At 65.3% G+C, this 15,613-nt stretch carries 15 protein-coding genes and 1 pseudogene; 5 read left to right on the top strand and 11 right to left on the bottom strand.

Annotated elements, in window-relative coordinates; genetic code table 11:
* Positions 1-84: 84 nt before the first annotated feature.
* From C8K18_RS11870 to C8K18_RS11845, 6 genes and pseudogenes are all read right to left on the bottom strand, one after another.
* On the bottom strand, positions 85-783 hold the full coding sequence (locus C8K18_RS11870) for a membrane integrity-associated transporter subunit PqiC (RefSeq protein ID WP_107707566.1): 699 nt from the start codon (positions 781-783) through the stop codon (positions 85-87).
* Positions 780-2,383: pseudogene (locus C8K18_RS11865) on the bottom strand (intermembrane transport protein PqiB). The gene C8K18_RS11870 and the pseudogene C8K18_RS11865 overlap by 4 nt, the downstream one beginning before the upstream one ends.
* A complete protein-coding gene (locus tag C8K18_RS11860; RefSeq protein ID WP_107707565.1) occupies positions 2,376-3,056 on the bottom strand; it encodes a paraquat-inducible protein A in 681 nt (226 codons plus the stop codon). Before C8K18_RS11860 ends, C8K18_RS11865 begins: the two are co-directional and overlap by 8 nt.
* Entirely contained in the window at positions 3,053-3,751 is a 699-nt protein-coding gene (locus C8K18_RS11855; protein ID WP_107707614.1) for a paraquat-inducible protein A, read from the bottom strand. The genes C8K18_RS11860 and C8K18_RS11855 overlap by 4 nt, the downstream gene beginning before the upstream one ends.
* A 26-nt stretch (positions 3,752-3,777) precedes the next feature.
* Complete coding sequence (locus C8K18_RS11850; protein WP_107707564.1) at positions 3,778-4,722, bottom strand: DUF2950 domain-containing protein; 945 nt, start codon at positions 4,720-4,722, stop codon at positions 3,778-3,780.
* A 20-nt stretch (positions 4,723-4,742) separates the two neighbouring features.
* Positions 4,743-6,068, bottom strand: a complete 1,326-nt coding sequence (locus tag C8K18_RS11845; protein ID WP_107707563.1) for a DUF3300 domain-containing protein — start codon at positions 6,066-6,068, stop codon at positions 4,743-4,745.
* Positions 6,069-6,655: 587 nt separating this feature from the next.
* Between C8K18_RS11845 and C8K18_RS11840 the strand changes: the two genes are divergently transcribed.
* On the top strand, positions 6,656-7,105 hold the full coding sequence (locus tag C8K18_RS11840; protein WP_006052065.1) for a YMGG-like glycine zipper-containing protein: 450 nt from the start codon (positions 6,656-6,658) through the stop codon (positions 7,103-7,105).
* A gap of 77 nt (positions 7,106-7,182) precedes the next feature.
* Here the strand turns inward: C8K18_RS11840 and C8K18_RS11835 are convergent, their stop codons facing one another.
* Both C8K18_RS11835 and C8K18_RS11830 read right to left on the bottom strand, forming a co-directional pair.
* A complete protein-coding gene (locus tag C8K18_RS11835; RefSeq protein WP_107707562.1) occupies positions 7,183-9,195 on the bottom strand; it encodes a bifunctional DedA family/phosphatase PAP2 family protein in 2,013 nt (670 codons plus the stop codon).
* Positions 9,196-9,496: 301 nt separating this feature from the next.
* Entirely contained in the window at positions 9,497-10,249 is a 753-nt protein-coding gene (locus C8K18_RS11830) for a glycine zipper 2TM domain-containing protein (protein ID WP_107707561.1), read from the bottom strand.
* 234 nt (positions 10,250-10,483) lie between these two features.
* Between C8K18_RS11830 and C8K18_RS11825 the strand changes: the two genes are divergently transcribed.
* Positions 10,484-10,822 (top strand): hypothetical protein, encoded by a 339-nt coding sequence (locus C8K18_RS11825; protein ID WP_107707560.1) that lies wholly within the window; start codon positions 10,484-10,486, stop codon positions 10,820-10,822.
* A 90-nt stretch (positions 10,823-10,912) separates the two neighbouring features.
* Complete coding sequence (locus tag C8K18_RS11820; RefSeq protein WP_107707559.1) at positions 10,913-11,389, top strand: OsmC family protein; 477 nt, start codon at positions 10,913-10,915, stop codon at positions 11,387-11,389.
* Positions 11,390-11,426: 37 nt separating this feature from the next.
* Here the strand turns inward: C8K18_RS11820 and C8K18_RS11815 are convergent, their stop codons facing one another.
* Both C8K18_RS11815 and C8K18_RS11810 read right to left on the bottom strand, forming a co-directional pair.
* A complete protein-coding gene (locus tag C8K18_RS11815) occupies positions 11,427-11,669 on the bottom strand; it encodes a hypothetical protein (protein WP_006052070.1) in 243 nt (80 codons plus the stop codon).
* 111 nt (positions 11,670-11,780) lie between these two features.
* Positions 11,781-12,248, bottom strand: a complete 468-nt coding sequence (locus tag C8K18_RS11810) for an Lrp/AsnC family transcriptional regulator (RefSeq protein ID WP_107707558.1) — start codon at positions 12,246-12,248, stop codon at positions 11,781-11,783.
* 155 nt (positions 12,249-12,403) lie between these two features.
* Between C8K18_RS11810 and C8K18_RS11805 the strand changes: the two genes are divergently transcribed.
* Positions 12,404-13,069, top strand: a complete 666-nt coding sequence (locus tag C8K18_RS11805; RefSeq protein ID WP_107707557.1) for a LysE family translocator — start codon at positions 12,404-12,406, stop codon at positions 13,067-13,069.
* Between the two features lie 122 nt (positions 13,070-13,191).
* On the opposite strand, the gene C8K18_RS11800 is transcribed toward C8K18_RS11805, so the two are convergent.
* Positions 13,192-13,701 carry a DUF1993 family protein gene (locus C8K18_RS11800; protein ID WP_107707556.1) on the bottom strand — a complete coding sequence of 170 codons (510 nt, stop codon included), beginning with the start codon at positions 13,699-13,701 and terminating at the stop codon, positions 13,192-13,194.
* Positions 13,702-14,013: 312 nt separating this feature from the next.
* On the opposite strand from C8K18_RS11800, the gene C8K18_RS11795 reads away from it, so the two are divergent.
* Positions 14,014-15,573, top strand: coding sequence for a protease pro-enzyme activation domain-containing protein (locus tag C8K18_RS11795; protein WP_107707555.1), 1,560 nt, complete (start codon positions 14,014-14,016; stop codon positions 15,571-15,573).
* Positions 15,574-15,613: the final 40 nt, after the last annotated feature.

Here is a 15,613-nt window from a genome sequence, read left to right as displayed (position 1 = left end):
TTCCGTTCCTGTATCCAGAAGAGGCGTACATCTGGTTTACGTCTGCCTGCCGGAATACTGAAGGGTGTTTGTAATTGAAGGTTTTCACTGCGCGGGGCAAGGTGGCGCGGTTTGCCCACGCACGAGGCGATGGGCACGCGCTGCGGCGTCGAGCGCTCGGATGCCGTCGGCGACATTGGCGGCAATCTGCTGAAGCGCCTGCCGATGACCGGCCACGAGCGCGTCGTTGCCCGCACCGACCGGCTCGCTGACGACGCTGCGGCACGTCAGCACCGCTTCCTCGGACAACGCCCGCACGCTCCACACCGCGTCGATCAGCGCATGCGAGCCCGGCCACGATTCGAAGCGCTGCACACTCAATTTCACGCGATAAACCGACACGCCGGCCGGGCGCGGAGAACGCGAGACGTCGATCGCATCGAGCTGTTGCGCGAGTTGCTGCGAGAGCGCGAGACGGATTTCGTCGGCGGGCAACGACGCCCAACGGGCTTGCTCGAGCACGTCCACGCGAGTCGCGCTGGTCTGCACGACGAGCGCCGACCGAGCGACTTGCGCGGGCACGTCGACGGCCGCGACGTCGATCATCAGCAGAGGCGGCGCGGCGCTGCGCACTTCGCTCGATGCGAGCCCGCCGGCGAGCGTATAAAAGCGGCTCGGCGGCGACGAACAGGCACTGAGCGCGCCGAGTGCGACGAGAGCCACCGATGCCACCGATGCCATCAACGCCGCGCATGGCGCGAGCGCGGCCAACCCGGCGAGCGGACGACGCGAATAGCGGCTCATGGCTTGTCCTCCGATTTGCCGCGCACGAGCGATTCCGGATGACGCTCCAGATAATCGGCCAACGCGTTCAGCGATTGCAGCGTGCGCGTCAGTTCCTGCAACGCCTGATGCATGTCGGCCTGCACCGGCGAATCCTGCCTGAGCGTGGCCTCCGCGGAACCGAAAGTCTGTTTGGCTGCCGCGAGCGTGTCGCGCGCCTGCGGCATGATCTCGGTGCTCAACTGCGCGAATAGCTTGTCGGCATTCTTCAGCGAGTTGTTCAGGTTCACGCCGATCTGATCGAAGGGCATGCGCTCCAGCTTCTTCGCGATCTCGGCGACCTGCGTTTGCAATGCGTCGAGCGAGTTTGGAATGGTCGGCAGTTCGAGCGGATCGCGCGCGGGATCGAAGCTCACGGGCGCGGCCTTCGGGAAAATATCGAGCGCCACATATAACTGACCCGTCAGCAGGTTGCCGGTGCGCAGTTGTCCGCGCAGCCCGCGCTCGACGAGATGTTGCAGCAGCCGCTGATTTTCCACTGTCCCGGCTTTGGGGACCTCCGTGCCGTGCACCCGGCGCCTCAGCCGGTCGGGATACAGCTCCAGCGTGACGGGCATCGTGAAGCTGCGCGTCTTCGGATCGTAATCGACGCCGATGTCCGTGACCTGGCCGAGCACGATGCCGCGGAAGTCGACCACCGCGCCCACCGACAATCCGCGCAGCGACTGGTTGAACTTCATCACGGTACGCACCGGCGTGGTGTCCGGCGCGCGCATCGCATCGGCTTCGTCGGACGCGAGATGGAAGCTCGAGTAGTCCGCGGCCTGCGGCCCCGGCGTCTGGCCCGGCGGCGCGCGGAACGACAGACCGCCGATCAGGATCGACGTAAGCGACTGCGTGTTGACGACAAAGCCGTTCGAATCGAGCCGCACATTGACGCCGCTTGCATGCCACCAGCGCGAATTCGTGCCGACGTACTGATCGTACGGCGCCGCCACGAATACCTGCATCGTCACGCCCGTGCCGTCCTTATCGAGCGAAAGGGCGTACACCTGGCCGACCTGCACGCGCCGGTAAAAAATCGGCGAGCCGATGTCGATCGAGCCGAGCGAATCGCCGTGCAGCGTGAAGCGCCGGCCTTTCTGATCGCCGGTGACGGGCGGAGGCGCCTCGAGCCCGACGAACTCGCTGCGCGCCTCTTTCGAGCGGCCCGCGTCCACGCCGATATACGCACCCGAGAGCAGCGTGCCGATGCCGGTTACGCCGCTCGCGCCGATTCGCGGACGCACCACCCAGAAGCGCGTGTCCTTCACCGCGAAGTCGTCGGCCTGGTTGCTCAATTGCACTGCCACCTGCACCTGCGAATGATCCTTCGACAGCGTGATGCTCTTCACCGAGCCGATCACGACGTCCTTGTACTTGACCTGCGTCTTGCCCGGCTCGAGACCTTCCGCGTTGTTGAAACTGATGGTGACCGCGGGGCCGCGTTCGGTGATCGACTTCACGCGATCAGCGGCACCACCCAGACGAGAGAGGGCAGCCAGCCGCGGCGCGGCTCGATGCCGGGATCGGGCGCGTCCGGCAGATCGGGCGGCGCGGCGGGGCCTTGCGGGCTATTCATGAGGCGGCTCCGTAACGGGGCGGGACATCGGCGGGCTGCCGCCTTCGAGGTTGTCCCAGATCAGTCGCGGGTCGAATTGCATCGACGCCAACATTGTCAGGATCACTACGCAACCGAACGCGAGCGCACCGGGCCCGGCGGTGATGACGGCAAACGATTCGAAGCGCACGAGTGCGACGGTCAGCGTGATCACGAACACGTCGAGCATCGACCAGCGGCCGATGCGCTCGACAAGCCGGAACAGCTTCACGCGCTCCATCGGACGCCATGCTGAGCGGCGTTGCGCAGTTGCGGCGAGCAGCACGAGCACGCCGAGCTTGAGCATCGGCACGAGAATGCTCGCGACGAATACGACGATGGCTAGCGGCCACGACCCCGAGGTCCAGAAATAGATGACGCCGCTGATGATCGTGTCGTCTTCCGAGCCGACCAGCGACGACGTATGCATGACCGGCAGCAGATTGGCCGGGATATACAGGATCGCGGCCGAAATCAGCAGCGCCCACGTGCGTGCGAGGCTGTTCGGATTGCGCCGATGCAGGGCCGCGCCGCAACGCGGGCAAGACTGAGCAATGTGAGCGGCACGAGCGGCATGAGCGGTTGCGCGTCGCGCGACGCGTCCGCATGCGTGGCACGTGAGCAGGCCGGCTTTCGATGCGGTGAGTGTGTTCATCGCGTGACCCGGTGTTTATGCCACGGACCGCGCGGAGCCGCGACCGGCAGCCAGTTGCCGCGCGTGCGTCCTGGCTGCGCTGCGCGGCGCGCGCGGATGTCGTCTGCGAAGTCCCAGAGCGTGCGCGGATCGAACATGACGACGAGCACCAGCATCAACGTGAGCGCACCGAAGGCGAACAGCGCCGCGCCTGGCACCACGCGCGCGAGGCTCACCATCTTTACGATCGTGACCAGCACGCCGAGCATGAATACTTCGATCATGCCCCACGGCCGCACGAACTGAATGGCGCGTAGCACGCGATTAAAGCCTGGCGGCACGTAGCGCTGGCGAATGGAAGTCAGCACATATAGCAGCGCGGCCAGTTCGGTCAGCGGGAACAGCACCGTGGAGCAGAACACCATTGCCGCGACCAGTTGCATGTCCTCGTTCCATAGCGCGACGAGTGCGCCGAACAGGCTCGTGTGCGACGTAATGCCGCCCGTTTCGAGTTCGAGGAGCGGCGTGCCGAGCGCGATCACGAACGTGAACAGCGACGCGAGCGTCAGCGCACAAATGCCGTCGAGGTTCGTCGACATGCCGCGATACAGGATCGCGCCGCAGCGCAGGCAATGCGCGGACGACTTTCCGCGCAACCGGCGCTTGCGGAACAGCGCGTCGCACTCGTGGCAGGCAACCAGGTTTTCTTCGTTCATACGGGCATCGGCGTCGGTATCGGCATTCACGGCGCTACCGGTTCCCACGACGGATCGGGATCGAACGATCGGAGCGCCGCCGCTTTTCTTGCCGACTGCGGCCCGAGGTTCTTTTGGTAAACCTGGCCATCCTGATTAACGATGAAACTCATCACGCCGGTCTCGCCGTATTCGGCGGGCCACGCAACGAGGCCATAGCCCTTCGTCAGCGTGCCGTTCTCCACATAGTCGAGCGCGCCGCCCTTCGCGTGCGAACCCTGCGCGCTCAGAATGCGAAAGCGATAACCGTGATAGCCCTCCTTGCTGACCGATCCCGTGTTCGGCATCGCGGCTGCGAGTGGGCCGAGCGGACTTTCCGCTTCGCCGGGAGCGGTGGGCCAATAGAGGCCGTCGTGCTGACCCGGTGTGCTGAGGAGGCGCTGCGCGTAATGGCCGGCCGATGCGCGATAGTCGCGCTGCGCATCGAGATAGGCAAGCGACGTCATGATCGCCGCGCGTTCGTTGCGGCCGATTCTGCGCGTGAGGATTTCATCGCTGCCCGCCGCGGGATCGAAACGCCAGCCGCTTGATGCCTGCACGAGCGGAATCGGCAGCGTCCAGCCGCCGGTGCCGACCGACAGATGCTTGCTTGGGCGGCCATGAAGCGGCGCGGCGTCGTCGACGATGCGATGGCCCGCGGCCCACGCGCCGAGGAATTCGTAGATGTCCTCGTCGCCGACGTCCTTCGACGGAATGAAGCGGTCGTAGTGCTGGCCGAGCACGTGCTGCATGGCCGCGTGGTCGTTGATGGCGAGCGCGTCGGCGAATGCATCGGCGGCGGCTTCCGGTGTCGGATAGACGGCTTGCGCATGCGCCGGTGCCGCGCAGACGAGTAGCGACGAGATCGCAATCGTCGTGTGTACAAGATGGCGGGACAGCGGCAGTGTGGTGAATCTCGCGAGGCAAGCGCGAATCGATTGAATGTGGTTCATGAGCGGCTCCTGGGTATCGTTCAACGTTGCCGGCCGAGGTGGCGTTGTCCACCGCCGCCCGCGCCGAAGCCGCCGCGTTCGTGTCCACCGCCGCCTGCACCGAAGCCGCCGCGTTCCTGTCCACCGCCGCCTGCGCCGAGGCCGCCGCGCTCCTGTCCGCCGCCGCCTGCGCCGAGTCCGCCGCGTTCCTGTCCACCACCGCCTGCACCGAGGCGGTTGTGCGAGCCGGCTTGCGCCTGGCGGCTTGCTTGGCCGCGCTCGATGTCCTGCCGTGCGGCCGGGCCGTTGCCCGCGCCGCGCAGCGCGTTGTCGCGATTGACGTTCTGCGCGCTCGCGCGAATGTTGCCGGCGTTCGTACCGCCATGCTGAATGCCTTGCAGACGCTCGCTCGCGCTGCCGCCGAGGTTTTGACCGGTGCGGTTCTGCAGCGCCTGCTGCGCTTGCGCGCGTGACGCGGAGACGTCGCGCCCGCGGTAAGCGTCGCGCTGCACGCCGCCGCCGATATTCGCCGATGCGTTGCGGTTGAACGTCGTGTCGCGATTCCATCGCGTGGTGTTGCTGTTCACGTCGAGGCGCCGGTTCACGTTGATGTTGTTGTATCGGTTCACGTTGATGTTGACGTTGTGGTTGTTCCAGTTGACGTCGCTCCACAACGCGCTCGTGATCGCGATGCCCACGCCGAACGCGAGACCCGCGGCGAGCCCGCTCGCGACCGCATAGCCGGGCGGCGGCGGCACATACACGGGCGGATAGGCAGGGTGGGGCCACACGCCGTACACCACCGTCGGGTTATACGTCGGCACATAAACGACCTGCGGATTGACCGGCACGATCTGAATCGTGCTCTGTTCGACGATGACCTTCTGCTGTTCGGTCGTCTTCAGATTGCCGGCTGTTTGCGCCTGTTTGCGCAGACGTTGCACGGAGTCCATCACGTCGTTCGGCTGCGCGAGAAACGCGTTGCCGAGTTGCGCGACCCAGTCGGGCTTCGACGCCATCGTGGCGAGCACCTGTGGAAACGCCACTAGCGATTGCACGCTCGGGTCCCACGGTTCTGCGGCGACGGCTCTCACCGCGTCGTCGCCCTTGCTGTTCGGATTCGCCTTCGACCATGCCGCCGCAGACGTGACTTCCTGCGGAAAGGTCGTGGCCATCAGCACCTGGGCGAGCAATGCGTCGGGATAGAGCGCGATCGGCGCAGTCAGCGAATCGAGTTGCTGACTGGATATCTTCGCCGAGGTTTGCGCGTGGGCCGCGGGAGTCGCGACATCGAGCATGACCGGCAAGCCGGCCAGTATGGCAATCGCGATTAGCGTTGCCCCCTGGATTGCGCTTGAGCGTTTCACGATGGAATCTCCGTGTGTCGAAGTTGCATGTCTCGTTGTGATGTGGATGAGGGCGGGCTCGTGGTGTGCGCTCGTGCTTGCACATGAATCGACGGGCACGGCGTGACGAACATTGGACTGCGAAATGCGGGAATGGAATGGGCGTGTGCGGCAAGCGTGTCAGGCATTCGTGTCGGTATATCCCCGTTTCAATGGCGAGATTATTAGCTCTATTCCATATGGAATTGCAATGCTCGAGCCAAATAAATTCGGGTTGAACTTGGCGAAACGATGATCTATGACACGCCGTGTTCAATTAGCACTTGGACAGGTTAATGCAGGTCCGAAAAAACGTAGGCATATCTAAGCATAGCCTTGCATTTGCTAATGGACTTTTCTATCTTCCAAGCAGGAAGAATCATTCGGTGAAGGGAATCGTAGCGCATGAATCGGTGCGCACGGTGTTAAGCAAAGCTGTTCACGTTTAGCTGCATTGCTCTCGGCTGCCGCGAGCCTGCCAGGTAAGATGCGTTGAGCTGTGCGCCTCGCAGACTGCCCTCGTTCAGCAGATGCATGAGCCGTCAGTGATCCTCACTAGAAGGTTTCAAATGAAGCGATTCGCCGCATTGATTCTGGCAAGCGCGAGCGCGCTTGCTTATGCCCAGAAACCGGCAACCTATCCCGCGCATGGACAAAGCCAACAGCAGCAGATGTCGGATGACGGCGCGTGCTATGCCTGGGCGAAGCAAAGCACCGGCATCGATCCGGCTGTCGTCGCGCAGACGCCCGCGCCACCAGCGGGCCCGACCGGCGCGCGCGTCAGAGGGGCGGCGCGAGGCGCGGCCGCGGGTGCGATCGTCGGGGACGTGAGCGGAAATGATGCGGGACACGGCGCCGCGGTGGGCGCGACCGCGGGCGTGCTCGCCGGCGGAGTGCGCAGCCGTCAGCAGCATGCGGCGCAGGCGCAGTCCGCTACAGCGTCGCAGCAATCTTCGATGACGACTTATTGGCATGCATACGGCGCGTGCATGCAAGGCAAGGGCTACACCGTTCAATAGCGATAGCGGGCAACGGGCGACAGGCAACGGGCTCGCATCGCGTCGCATTGCATCTCATCCGCGCGGCCTGACGCCGATCATTCTCCCGCAGCGGCGAGCAGCGATACGGGCACGCCGCGGCAGCTCACTGTCGCTAGTACCGCGACGCCTTCTTTACCATTGAGCTTCACGCCTGTCTCGTCCCGAGATAACTGCCTGTCGACCCGCACGAGGTTAAGCGGCCACGATGCACGCGACAACCGTTCATGCGCGATCGAGCCGATCCACAGCGGCACGGCGGACGTGCCGTTATCGACCGCATAGCCGCTCGGCCAGAAGCGCAGCACGTCGCGTCGATTGCGCGTGTCGCCGGGACGCATGAACACGAGCGACGACGGCACTCCGTTGTTCAGTTTCGGCAACACGGGCAACGCGGTCGCGGGCACATCGGGCGAGGCGAGCGAAAGCAGGCTATGCACGGAGAGCGTCGTGCCCTCGATCCATCCCTGCTCGCGCAATTGCCGGCGCAGCGTATCGCCGTCGGACACCCATTGCAGCGTCAGCGGCTCCTTGCGGTCGCCGCCCATATCCGAGCGATAGCAGGGAAGTTGCTTCCACACCGAATCCGTCCATTGCTGCTGCGTCACGTGCGTGAGCGGCAGCGGCACCAGCGTCAGGCCGCCCGCCGGCGCGCCGCTCATGCCGACGCCGGACTGGACGCCCACGCTCACGAGCACCGTCACGAGCATGACGGCCGGCATCCAGCGGCGCGCTGGCGGCGGCTGCGGATGCCGCAATATCGCGGTGAGCGCGACAATCGCCACCCACACATAGGCGAGCGCCGCGCCGCCGATCGCGTCCGACACCCAGTAGCGGCCGAAGTACACGCCCGCCAGCGCGACGACGATGACGACAAGCGTGCTCGCGGTGACGACGAGCAGACCCTCGAGCATGCCGACCCGCCGCGCGAGCAGGAACGCAAGAAAGCCATACACGATGACGGTCGCCGCCACGTGATTGCTCGGGAATACGTAGGCGTCGGTCATCAGCGCGTTCGGCGCGGCGCGTTGCATCGCGAGTTGCAACGCGAAGATCAGCAACTGCGAAAAGAGCACGGCCGCGAGCCAGTAGCCGACGGTGCGCCAGCGCCGCTCCCATGCCATCCACAGCGTGACCGCGACGATCAGCGCGGCGAGCGTGCCGGTGCTGCCGAGCGTCGCGAGGCCGGCGAGCAGCGAGTCGCCCCACGGCGTGCGCACCGATTGCATGAAGCGATAGACGGACTGGTCGACGTGCGTCAGCGGGTCGCCGCTGATCACGTCTTCGAGGATGCCGAAGAACAGTGCGCCGCATACGAGCACGATCAGCGACGCAGCGAGGATGCTGGTCGCATCCGGCGCTTCGGGATCGAGCAGTCTGCGCGCGACGCGGCCGACCGGCCCCGGATGACGGCAAGCCCAACTGCCCAGGTGGCGACCGGCCGCATTCGACCATGCGTGAGCGTGCGACAGCAGAAAAGCCGCCGCGCGATAGCTGAGCCAGATGCTCGCGACGAGCAGCGCGAGAATCACGACGAGCCGGAACGACACCGCGCCGGCAAGCAGCACCGACGCGCCGAACACCACGCCCGGCAGGATATGCGCGGGCGCCCACAGCAGCGCGGACAGCACGTTCATCGCATAAAAGCGCACGGGCGACATGCCGAGCATGCCGGCGACGACCGGCACGATTGCGCGCAACGGTCCGGCGAAGCGCGCGAGCACGACGCTCTTCGCGCCATGCTTGCCGAAGAAGCGGTAGCCGGCTTCCAGCACTTCGGGATGACGGGAGAACGGCCAGAGCTTGACGATCCGGCTCTTGTAGCGGCTGCCGATCCAGAAGCTGAGGCCGTCGCCGGCGATGGCGCCCGCGATCGCCCACGCGAGCACCCAGCCGAGGCTCAGCGAGCCGGTGCCTGTGAGCGCGCCCGCGAGAAACATCGCGGTGCTGCCGGGAACGAATGTGCCGATGACGGCAACCGACTCGAGAAAGGCCGCGAGAAATACGACCGTGAGCAGCCATTCCGGATGACCGGCCAGCAGGTGCAGGAGGTGGACGTACGCTTGCTCCATCGTGCGCGATCAGCCGTTTGGGCCGTTTGGGCGTGACGGTCGATCATAACGCGCGCGGAGGGTTTGTATCGTCGGCGGTGGGTGTGCGGTGGGGTTTGGGCGGGGTGCGGCCGGTGCGTGCCCGATGATGCTGGGGGTGCCGATCGCTACAAACCGTGGCCGCGGGTGCCGGTCATGCCCGCGGGTGCGCGTCGATGCCACTAGTGCGTGCTTGCCAGTGCCGGTCGTCCTGGTTTCTGCACGCGCTTTCCTCACGCGCCGGCACGCGCGAGGAAAGCCCGTCAAACGCTAAGCGTCACGCTCACGAAGCCGAAAGCTGGTCGCCCGAAACATGCACGCGTTCGCCGACCTGGACCGGCGGCTGCGTCTGATAGTCGAAGTTGCGGTAGCTGCCGTCCTGCATGCGCACCTGCACCTGATAGCTCGTCTGCTTGCGCACCGCATGCTCGATGCCATTGCCCGCCAGCCCGCCGCCGACAGCGCCCGCGATCGTCGTCAGGATCTTGCCGCGTCCGCCGCCGATCTGATTGCCGACAAGCCCGCCCGCGACCGCGCCGCCGAGTGCGCCGAGGCCGGTCGTCGGCTCGGGCGACTGCACGGTGTTGATCGCGACCACTTCGCCGGCGTACGGATCGGCGGGAACCGGGCGTGTCGCGGGTTCGTTGGCCGTCTGATAGCCGTTGTTGTTCGCGTAGCGGGGCGCAGCCGCGCCGCCGCTATGCGTGCGATGCACCGGCGGTTTGGCGGGCGCAGCATGCTGCGCCGGCTCCTGCGCCGTTTGCGCGGCGGGCTGCTGCACGTTTTGCGGCACGGCCTGCTGCGTCGTTTGCTGTGCAATCGACGGCTGCTGCGCGTTGAGCGTGCCGCTCGCGCTTTGCGCGGCGAGCGCCGCGGGCGAAACCGCGGGTTCGGTCACTGCATGCGACGTGGGCAGCAAGCCGGTCATCGCGGCGATCCCCGTCGCGCTTGCGACGATGACGGCCACCGCTGCGCCGGCGATCAACGGATGGATACGGCTGCGCGGTGAAGTGCTGGTCGTGACGTTCGTGTTCATTGCGGTCTCCGCGGGGTAGGTGCCTGCAATAACGGTTGCGCGACGCGTCCGGTGCACGTTCCGCCCGCGCTGCTTTGTAAGGATTTGTACGACTTTGTACAGCGGCAGGCGGCCGGAGGCGAAACGCGGACATAAGCTGTTACGAGCGTGAACGAAGCAGGCCGCGGTTCGTCATACAGGTTGAGCGGCGCGTTATCGCGCGCAGTCGAACGGACGGAATGACGGAGTGGAGCAATGAAAATCGTAATGGGCCGTATGGCAGCAACAGTGGTGATCGCGGCGTCCCTGTGCGGCGCGGTCGGAACGGCGTGCGCGCAGTCGGGCGGCACGCGCGCGGTGCCGTCTACCGGAAACGTGGCTGGCGGCGGAACGGTCGGCTCGACGCTCACGCCTTCGCCCGGACTTGCGACGCCTGGCGGCTCTATTGGCACAGGCCTGAGCGCAGGCGGCGTCGGCACGGTTCTGAACTCAGGCCACGTCCCTAACACGATGCGAGCGAACGGCACGAGCCTGAATCAGAACCCCGATCCGCGAGTGCCGAGTCTCAGCGGCAGGCCGGCGGCGCCGCGCTAGATCGACGCGCGCGAGCGGTGGTTTGCAGCGCATAAGCGGCTTTAAAATGAACGCTTCATCCACCGGTTCACCCCATCACAGGAAGCGCGCATGGCATACGGCGAGCACAACTACCACGTCTCCGTTCAATGGACGGGCAATCGCGGCAGCGGCACATCCGGCTATCGTGACTACAGCCGCGATCACGTGATCGCTTCGGGAAGCAAGCCGGACATTCCGGGCTCGTCCGACGCCGCGTTTCTCGGCGACGCAAAGCGATGGAACCCCGAGGATTTGCTGGTTGCGGCGGCCTCGGCGTGTCACAAGCTGTGGTATCTGCACCTTTGCTCGGACGCGGGCATTGTCGTCGTCGACTATCGCGACGACGCCGAAGGGACCATGCTCGACAGTCCGCAGCAGGGCCGCTTTTCGCAGATCGTGCTGCGTCCGCGCGTGATCATTCAGGCGGGCGGCAACGCCGAACTGGCGCAGCAGTTGCACCACACGGCGCATGACAAGTGCTATATCGCGAACTCGGTCAATTTTCCGATTCTGTGCGAACCGGCGGTCGAAACGCGTGCGGGCTGAGCGCTAACGCGCGCCTTTACCGGACGTTCAACGCGCTTTACCGATTACCGTCGAGCAGGTCGCCCAGCAGTTCGTCGAAGGCGGCCTGCGCGTCTTCGAGTTCCTGCAGCGCGGCGTCGAAAGTTTGCAGCGCGAATTGCGAGGGATTGCCGCTGCCGGCCGGCGGAAACTGCGATTGCAACGAAGCGAACGCGGTCTTGACCCGCTGCGTCGCCGTCAATACGCGCTCCATTGCGGCGGCTTCTTCCGCTCGCGCTTTCTCGTGATCGATGTTGTCCATGAAAACTCCGTGTTCGCCGACGCGTTGCCGGCGTCAGATTGATGCCACCTGCGATGCAACGTTGATGCAGCGCGCACCCCGTGAAAAGGCGTGACTATGCCACGTTCGCACTCACGATAGCGGCAAGCCGCTGTCCGCCTTCACCTCGCGCAACGATAGCGCCGATTCCACCGACGTCACGCCAGGCAGGCTGCGCATCTGGTCGCGCATGAAAGTGCCGTAGTCGTCGAGATCGCGCGCGACCACTTGCAGGATATAGTCCGCGCTGCCCGACACGTTGTGGCACGCGATGATGCGCGGTATCGCCTGCACCTCGCGCTCGAAGCGGTTGGCGAGATTCTTGTCGTGCACGGCAAAGCGCACGAGAACGAAAGCGACCACGCCGAAGCCGAGCGCCGGACGCGCGAGCACGGCGCGATAGTGGCCAATATAGCCTTCGTTTTCCAGGCGCTTGAGCCGCCGCGCGCAAGGCGTCTCGCTCAGCCCGACGAGTTCGGCGAGCTTCGCATTCGACATGCGGCCGTCTTTTTGCAGCGCCACGAGAATCGCGCGGTCGGTCTTGTCGAGGTCGGTTGTCATGGTCGGGCGGCCGATGTTTTGTGCTAGAGGAAAGCTGATGTAGATGACGCGATGTTAGCGTATTCCACCAAACCTCACGCCGCCGCGCCGGAAATTCGCCAACAAACCCTCCATCGACGATAGCAAGATAGAGCCATCGAATCCACGAGGCTCTCATGATTTCCCCACACCTTCTCGCCGTCTATATCGCCGCACTGCTGGTCGTCTACGCGGTGCCTGGCCCGGACATGGCGCTGATCCTGCAAACCAGTATTGGACGCGGCGTGCGCAGCGGTTTTGCGGCGGCTTGCGGGCTCGGCGTCGCACGCGCGACGCATGTCACGCTGTCCGCTTGCGGCGCGGCCGCGCTGCTTCGCAACGCGCCGTGGCTATACGACGTCGTGCGCTATGGCGGCGCGGTTTATCTCGCCTGGGTCGGCATCCAGATTTTTCGCTCGCCGGTGTTCGCGTTGCCCGAGGGCGGCGCGTCGCGCGACGGGACCGGCGGCGTGCAGCAGCAGGCCTCGCAGGCGGGCATGCCGCAGTTGCGGGCTTCGTTCGTCAAGGGCTTGCTGACCAACCTGCTGAATCCGAAGGCGCTGCTGTTCTGTTCGGTGCTGCTGCCGCAGTTCGTGCGTCCCGAAGCGGGACCGGTCGCGTTGCAGATGATCGAGCTGGGTTCGGTGCTGCTCGCCGTCGGCTTCTGCTTCGACCTGGCGTACGCAGTCGGCGCCGCGCGGATCGCCCAATGGATGCGCGCGCATCCGCTTGCTCAAACGCTGCAGCGCTGGACTTTTTCGGCGGCGCTGATCGGCTTCGCGGTGCGGCTGTCGCTCGATTGACGCGGCTTGTGCAGACGCCTGCGAGTTAACGCTGCCGACGCTACGACCCACAGCCGGCGTCTCGATGACGCCGGCCGGCGCGGCCGATCACTGAACTTCAGCCGCGCGCACAAGGCCGGCTCTTACTTCAGCCCGCCCACATAGTCGAGCTTGCCGAGCTCCACACCGTTATGACGCAAGATGTCGTAAGCGGTCGTCACGTGGAAGAAAAAGTTCGGCAGCACAAATCCCAGCAGATAAGACTGACCGGTGAACTCGATCGGTCCGCTGCGCATTTTCAATGTGATCGCGCGCTCTTCCGATCCGTCGATCTGCTGAGGGGTGAATTCCTTCAGATAGTCGATCGTCTTTTGAAGGCGAGCGTGCAGTTCGTCGAAAGTCTGTTCGACGTCTTCGTACTTGGGCGCTTCGACATCCGCAAGCCGCGCGGCGCAGCCCTTCGCGGTATCGCTTGCGATATACACCTGACGCGTGAGCGGCAACATGTCCGGCGCGAGGCGCGCGTTCGTGAACACCGCGGGTTCGATCTGCTTTTGCGCGGCGTGCGCCTGAGCTTTGCCGAGGATGCCTTGCAGATTGGTGAGGCCGCGAATCAGCACGGGCAGTGATGCTTGATACATCGAGATTGACATGGAGTTCCTCTGATTCTTCGATCTTGCGCGCGGACGCGCGAGGCAATGCAATGTAACGGCTAAACGGCCGCTGCAGCATCATAGCCGAGCGCCGCGGGCCATGCATCGGACGCCGCGGCGCCTGGCCATTCGGCCGACTGCCGCTCGGACTGGAACTGTGTTCGAATGCATTGGTCCGAAGGTTTGCGAAGTCTCGCATGCCGCGCTTCGCATGCAGCACCTTCCAATAGCTGTCGTCGGGCGTTGAGTGGATGGGCGCGTGCGCCGGTCCGTCTCGCATCCGGCGCCGTCATGCCAAGAGGAGAGTCGCACATGGCCACCAAGCATCCGCTGCCCGGAAGCGAGCGCAACGTAGAACGAGGTTCCAAACTCATCGGCGACTGCGATCCATCGGAGAAGATCGAGGTCTTCGTGATGCTGCGCCGTCAGCAGCAGGCGCAGTTCGACGCGCTGATGAGCCGGATCGAAGCCGGCGACCCCAACGTGAAGCCGCTGTCGCGCGAGGCGATGGCCAAAGACTACGGCGCAGCCCCCGACGACGTCGCCAAAGTCAAGGCATTTGCCGCCGCGCATGGGCTGACGGTGGTGCGCGAAGATCTGGCCGCGCGCTCGGTGCTGCTGTCGGGCACTGTCGCGCAGTTCCAGAGCGCGTTCGAAGTCAAGCTCGAAAAGTATCAGCACCATACGTCCGGCGAATTCCGCGGACGGACCGGCGCGGTCAACGTGCCCGACGATCTGCACGACGTCGTCGAGGCGGTGCTCGGGCTCGACAACCGCCCGCAGGCGCGGCCGCACTTTCGCATTCGTCCGCCGTTCAGGCCGGCGAAAACACATCAGGCTTCGTTCACGCCGCTGCAGTTGGCGTCGCTCTACAAGTTTCCGCAGGGCGACGGCAGCGGCCAGTGCGTCGGCATCATCGAGCTGGGCGGCGGTTACGATCCGGCGGATCTGAAGTCGTACTTCGCGAGCCTCGGCGTGCCTTCGCCCACGGTGAAATCGGTCAGCGTCGACCAGGCGCGCAACGAACCGACCGGTGACCCGAACGGGCCGGACGGCGAGGTCACGCTCGACATCGAGATTGTCGGCGCCATCGTGCCGGGCGCGACGATCGCGGTCTACTTCGCGCCGAACAGCGACGCCGGCTTTATCGACGCAGTGAGCCGCGCGGTGCACGACACGGTCAACAAGCCGTCGGTGATTTCGATCAGTTGGGGCGGGCCGGAGTCGATCTGGACGAGCCAGTCGCTGAAGGCGTTCAACAGCGTGCTGCAAACCGCGGCGGCGCTCGGCGTGACGGTCTGCGCGGCGTCGGGCGACAGCGGCTCGAGCGACGGCGCCAATGGCGGCGATAACGTCGACTTTCCGGCGGCGAGCCCGTATGTGCTCGCGTGCGGCGGCACGAGCCTCACCGCGTCCGGCACGTCGATTACGCACGAGGTGGTGTGGAACGACGGGCCGCAAGGCGGCGCGGGCGGCGGTGGCGTGAGCGGCGCGTTTGCGTTGCCGGCGTGGCAGGAGGGGCTTTCGGTGGCGTTGTCGGCGGGCGGCAAGAAGCCGCTTGCGAAGCGCGGCGTGCCCGATGTCGCCGGCGATGCCTCGCCGCTGACCGGCTACACGGTGCTGGTCGGCGGCACGCAAACGGTGGTAGGCGGAACGAGCGCGGTCGCGCCGCTGTGGGCCGCGCTGATTGCGCGCATCAACGCGGCGAAGGGCGCGCCGGCGGGCTTCGTGAATCCGAAACTGTACAAGGCGGCGGGCGTGTGCAACGACATCACGCAGGGCAATAACGGCAGCTTCGCGGCGTCCAAGGGCTGGGACGCCTGCACGGGACTCGGCAGTCCCGATGGTCAGAAAGTGGCTGCCGCACTATAGTCAGCAGGTTGATCGGCGAGTTGTCTAGCGAGTCGATCGG

Origin of the sequence: Paraburkholderia sp. GV068 (assembly GCF_003058125.1) — a bacterium.
Taxonomy (GTDB): domain Bacteria; phylum Pseudomonadota; class Gammaproteobacteria; order Burkholderiales; family Burkholderiaceae; genus Paraburkholderia; species Paraburkholderia graminis.
The sequence above is the reverse complement of the archived record's forward strand: the minus strand, read 5'-3'. Positions and strand labels throughout refer to the sequence as shown.

Excerpts from the sequence above, each read along its gene's own strand:
- C8K18_RS11870 (WP_107707566.1), bottom strand. The coding sequence starts at position 783 with ATGAGCCGCTATTCGCGTCGTCCGCTCGCCGGGTTGGCCGCGCTCGCG.
- C8K18_RS11800 (WP_107707556.1), bottom strand. The coding sequence starts at position 13,701 with ATGTCAATCTCGATGTATCAAGCATCACTGCCCGTGCTGATTCGCGGC.
- C8K18_RS11805 (WP_107707557.1), top strand. The coding sequence starts at position 12,404 with ATGATTTCCCCACACCTTCTCGCCGTCTATATCGCCGCACTGCTGGTC.
- C8K18_RS11855 (WP_107707614.1), bottom strand. The coding sequence starts at position 3,751 with ATGAACGAAGAAAACCTGGTTGCCTGCCACGAGTGCGACGCGCTGTTC.
- C8K18_RS11835 (WP_107707562.1), bottom strand. The coding sequence starts at position 9,195 with ATGGAGCAAGCGTACGTCCACCTCCTGCACCTGCTGGCCGGTCATCCG.
- C8K18_RS11795 (WP_107707555.1), top strand. The coding sequence starts at position 14,014 with ATGGCCACCAAGCATCCGCTGCCCGGAAGCGAGCGCAACGTAGAACGA.
- C8K18_RS11830 (WP_107707561.1), bottom strand. The coding sequence starts at position 10,249 with ATGAACACGAACGTCACGACCAGCACTTCACCGCGCAGCCGTATCCAT.
- C8K18_RS11825 (WP_107707560.1), top strand. The coding sequence starts at position 10,484 with ATGAAAATCGTAATGGGCCGTATGGCAGCAACAGTGGTGATCGCGGCG.
- C8K18_RS11810 (WP_107707558.1), bottom strand. The coding sequence starts at position 12,248 with ATGACAACCGACCTCGACAAGACCGACCGCGCGATTCTCGTGGCGCTG.
- C8K18_RS11820 (WP_107707559.1), top strand. The coding sequence starts at position 10,913 with ATGGCATACGGCGAGCACAACTACCACGTCTCCGTTCAATGGACGGGC.
- C8K18_RS11850 (WP_107707564.1), bottom strand. The coding sequence starts at position 4,722 with ATGAACCACATTCAATCGATTCGCGCTTGCCTCGCGAGATTCACCACA.
- C8K18_RS11860 (WP_107707565.1), bottom strand. The coding sequence starts at position 3,056 with ATGAACACACTCACCGCATCGAAAGCCGGCCTGCTCACGTGCCACGCA.
- C8K18_RS11815 (WP_006052070.1), bottom strand. The coding sequence starts at position 11,669 with ATGGACAACATCGATCACGAGAAAGCGCGAGCGGAAGAAGCCGCCGCA.
- C8K18_RS11840 (WP_006052065.1), top strand. The coding sequence starts at position 6,656 with ATGAAGCGATTCGCCGCATTGATTCTGGCAAGCGCGAGCGCGCTTGCT.